General features: G+C 42.8%; 2 protein-coding genes. One reads left to right on the top strand and one right to left on the bottom strand.

Translation table 11 applies throughout. From position 1 onward, the window contains the following. Positions 1-299: 299 nt before the first annotated feature. On the bottom strand, positions 300-632 hold the full coding sequence (locus MiSe_RS47615) for a late competence development ComFB family protein (RefSeq protein ID WP_226594222.1): 333 nt from the start codon (positions 630-632) through the stop codon (positions 300-302). Between the two features lie 167 nt (positions 633-799). Here MiSe_RS47615 and MiSe_RS47610 point away from each other — a divergent pair, with 167 nt between their 5' ends. Then, the gene (locus MiSe_RS47610; protein WP_226594216.1) at positions 800-4,387 is read left to right on the top strand and encodes a HEAT repeat domain-containing protein; all 3,588 of its coding nucleotides are present in this window, start codon (positions 800-802) and stop codon (positions 4,385-4,387) included. The last annotated feature ends 533 nt before the right edge of the window (positions 4,388-4,920 follow it).

Below are 4,920 nucleotides of genomic sequence, written 5' to 3'. Positions count from 1 at the left end.
GACGCCGTGCCCCTACTGGGTATAAATAAACATCACAATTCGGGGCACGGCATTTGATAATTTATGGGACGCCGTGCCCCTACTGGGTATAAATAAACATCACAATTCGGGGCACGGCATTTGATAATTTATGGGACGCCGTGCCCCTACTGGGTATAAATAAACATCACAATTCGGGGCAATTTATGCGACGCCGTGCCCCTACAAACCAGGTTAAAACTAATACAGAGAACCCCGACTTTTTAGAGAAATCGGGGCTTTGGATACTGAGCATTTTAAGTTTAACTACGCCCATTTACTTAATTATCAGAGTTTTTATCTTCTAAAAATAGCAAGGGGGTGCTAACTTTTAAGGGGTCGCGTTGTACAGCAGCCAGTCCCTGACGCACTGCTAGAAAAATTTGCTTTTCTAGCTTGGTTTTGGCGATTTCCTGTTGCCTTGTCCATCCTTCAACGCTGGTGGCGTATAGGGGAGGTAAACGATTGAGTGCGTAGGCAATTACTTGCTCTGGGTTAATATACTTAACTAATTTGGGGGACAATTGTTCCAGTTGCCGCTTGACTTCTTCAGTTACTAATGGTTCGAGAGCGTTGCGGTAGAGTGGAACTTGATCGGGTACTGGGGTTGTCATAAGATACACTTGCGTCATCTCCTAATCGCTTTTATAAATCGATCAAAGTCGATGGGTGCTTGAGTTACGGATGGATTTGCGATCGCATTTGCCTGACTTTGGCTTGACTTGCGCTTGACCTCAAAGAAAGCCAACATAAAATAAGAGAATTTTTACTAAAAAAACTTATGCCTCGTCGGGGAATCAGAGTTGCACCAGCATGTATCCCCAAAATTAAGCAAGCTCTTCGGCGTCACGGGTTTCCCAGTCAGAATGCTTTGGCGGAGACGTTAGGACTGTCTCGCGCGACGATTACCAGCTTTTTTACTGGAAAAGCGATTGATTATACAAATTTTCTCGAGATCTGCCAGAGATTGGGATTGGATTGGCAAGCGATCGCCTACATTGAAGAAGAACCACCCATCCCAGCAGAGGAGCACGACGGCGGGAGAGCAGAGGAGCAAGCTACACCAAGAACAGACGACACCGACTGGCGACAAGTCTGTCAGGAAATGCTCCAAGCTCAAAACAACCGAAGACTGACAACAAATCCCCTCACCGCTGGCGATGGATTAACCTTTGAACTCGATGAAATTTACGTACCACTCGGACTGGTAGAACGCAAGCAGCGAGAGCGACTTTTAGGCGATATTTCACCAGAAGAAGGTTCCAGAATTTACGAACCAGAAACCTCTGATGAAATTACCCAGACATTTCACAACAATGAGTTTTTTGAGCTTGTTTTGCGTCCGGGAAAAAGCAAAAGAATCGCCATTATTGGCGAACCGGGTGCAGGGAAAACCACACTGCTACAAAAAATTGCCGCCTGGGTTATCGATAATACTTCTGATGTACCAATATGGATTTCCCTGGCAGATTTACAGGGAAAAACAATCGAAGAATATTTACTGAATAACTGGCTAAGATCTGCAACCAGAAAAGTGCGCGTCACACCAGAAATAGAGGAAGCGCTAGGCGAATTGTTCAACAGCAGAAGAGTGTGGCTGCTGTTGGATGGCGTTGATGAGATGGTGACAGAATCGGGTAATGCTTTGGCGCAAATTTCAAAGCAACTTACAGGTTGGGTTTCTGATGCCAGGGTGGTGTTAACTTGTCGGTTGAATGTTTGGGATGCCGGGAAAAATGCCCTAGAAAATTTTGAGACTTATCGTAATTTAGACTTTAGTTATGGAGATGCTCAAACGCCGGATCAGGTAGGGCAATTTATCCGCTGTTGGTTTAAGAATAATCCAGCAGCGGAACGCTTGCGGACTGAGTTAGATAAACCTGGAAAAGATCGCATCAAAGATGCAGTTAAAAATCCCTTGAGATTGGCGCTTTTATGTAGAACTTGGGCGTTGGGTAAAGGAGGACTACCGAATGCTAAAGCAGGACTTTATCGGCAGTTTACAGAATCACTTTATGAGTGGAAACAAGAGCAATTTCCTACAAGTTCAACGCAGCGACAGGAATTGAATCAGGCGTTGGGAGAATTAGCGAAAAGGGCGATCGCCCAAGAAAAAACTAAGTTCCGTCTCAGGCATCGCCTGGTGCGTGAAATATTAGGCGAACCTGATGCAAAGCTGTTTAAATTGGCACTTCAGTTAGGATGGCTCAATCAAGTGGGAGTTGCAGTCGAAGCCGAAAATTGTGGTGAAAAGGTCTATGCTTTCTACCATCCCACGTTTCAGGAATATTTTGCCGCACAGGGGATTGATGATTGGCATTATTTTTTTAATCACATTCCTCACAATCCCAAACAAGGCACTTATCGCATTTTTGAACCGCAGTGGAAAGAGGTGATTTTGCTGTGGCTGGGAAGAGAGGATGTGTCAAAAGAGCAGAAGGAAGAGTTGATCGATGCTTTGGTGAATTTTAGGGATAACTGTAAAGGCTTCTATCTGTATCGCTCCTATTTTCTAGCAGCATCTGGAATGGCAGAATTTGCAGATAGTGATTGGGCAGATGAAATAATATGCCAGATTATTCATTGGGCTTTTGGTTGGTTTTACATTGAAAACAAACAACAATTGTGGACATTGTTAAAACCAATTGCGGACAAAGCTAGAGCCACATTACTAGAGACGGCTCGCGGCAAAACGATCGCAGCATTAGTGAAACTGATCGAATCAACTCAGGATGAATCTACCTCCAGGCAAGCCACGGAAATTTTAGGAAAAATTGATTCTAGTAATCAAACAGTAATTACAGTATTATTAAACTTGATAGAGTCAAGCGACAATGAAGAACTCTGTAGGGAAGCAATTGTTAGATTAGGAGAAGTTGGCACAGGCAATTCAACTGCTATCGAGTCATTGGTCAAAGTGATTGAGTCAACCGAGGATGATGAAAAATGTTGGCTAGCGCTTGATTGTTTGGGTAAAATTGGTCAGGGAAATCCAACAGCAATCGCGGCTTTATTACAAATTGTTGAAACAAATGAAAATGAACTCACCTGTCTGCAAGCCGCTGATACTTTAGGGAGAATTGATCCGGGAAATCGAGCGGCAATCGATAAATTAAATCAAGTTATTAAATCAACTAAAAATGAAGACTTTTGCTGGCTAACGGCTAATAGTTTAGGGAAAATTGACCCTGGCAATCCTGAAGTCATTACAGCCTTAGTGGAACTGATAAAATCAACCGAGTATGAATACATCCGTCAGCAAGCAGCGGAAAGTTTAGGAAAAGTAGGTGCGGGAAATCCCGATGCGATCGCAGCTTTAGTAGAACTGATAAAATCAACCGAGTATGAACACATTCGTCAGCAAGCAGCGGAAAGTTTAGGAAAAGTAGGTGCGGGAAACCCCGATGCGATCGCAGCTTTAGTGGAACTTATTGAGTCAATCGAGGATGAAGAGAGCTTAAGAATGGCAATTGAAAGTTTAGGCAATATTGGCTATGGTAATCCAAAGGCGATCGCCGCATTGCTGCAAATTATCAAATCAGATCGGAATGAATTTACTCAGAGGATAGCGATTAAAAATTTAGGGCAAATTGCCTCTGTAAATCCAGAAGCTATTGCGACAATTATACAGATTCTCCAGTCAAATCAGAATGAATTTACCAGTAGAATAGCCGCTGATACTCTAGGAAAAATTGACCCCGACAATCCAGAAGCTATTGCAGCCTTAGTGAAACTTATCGAATCAACTCAGGATCAATTCACCCGGAAACTAGCGACCAATAGTTTAAGGGAAATTGGTAAAAGTAATCTAACGGCAATTGCAGCTTTAATAAAATTAATTAATTCAACAGAGTCTGAATACATCCGTCAACAAGCAACTTTTAGCTTGGGAGAAATAGGGGCAAGAAATCAAACAGCTATTGCGGCATTGGCTGGAATAATCGAATCAAATCAAAATAAATTAACTCGGAAAATAGCAGCCGAAAGTTTAGGGAAAATTGATCCAGGTAATCAAACAGCTATCGCCGCTTTAGTGCAACTCATCGAGTCATCCGATCATAAATATCCCCAAGGAGAAGTATCTGATAGTTTAGGAGAAAGCAGCAGAGTTCACGAAACAGCGATCGCAGTTTTAGTGCGCCTTATAGAGAAAACTGAAAATGAATTTGCTCGTCAGAAATCATCTGATAGATTGAAGGATATTCTGCGAGATGAGCATTTAGCAGGAATCGTTGTAGCATTGAAAGAATATTTATCACATGAAACCTACAAAAATGACGTTCAGCGATTCCAAGATTGCTACAAACTCATCTGGCATTGCGCTCAAAATATGAGTTACCCAGATTTTTACCAAGCTTGGCACAATTAAAAATTGTAATCCACCCCTTCCGTTTGTTCCACAACCCGCCAGCGATTCAAATCGCGCAGCTTATAGCGAAAGTCCTCTGAAAGAGGACTGAAAACTCTATTTCTTATCAGTCGGTTTTAACCGACTTTTGCTATTAGCCCGGAAATTTATTTCCGGGCGGGTTTTGAACCTGAGCATATTAAAAAATGCCGAATTTAACCAAAATATTACACCATTGCCGCATTTTCTTCTTGTTTACAGCGATTTTCAATTGGGTGCAACACAACATTGCAGGGACACGGCATCAATAAATTTGGCCGCCACATCAAAACTTTTCTCCTGCCGTGTCCCTACGCTTGCTGATTCACAGAATCAACACAACATTGCAGGGACACGGCATCAGCAAATTTGGCCGCCACATCAAAACTTTTCTCCTGCCGTGTCCCTACGCTTGCTGATTCACAGAATCAACACAACATTGTAGGGACACGGCATCAATAAATTTGGCCGCCAAATCAATGTTTTTCTCCTGCCGTGTCCCTACGCTTGCTGAT

This window comes from Microseira wollei NIES-4236 (assembly GCF_020521235.1).
Classification (GTDB): Bacteria; Cyanobacteriota; Cyanobacteriia; order Cyanobacteriales; family Aerosakkonemataceae; genus Microseira; species Microseira wollei.
The sequence above is the reverse complement of the archived record's forward strand: the minus strand, read 5'-3'. Positions and strand labels throughout refer to the sequence as shown.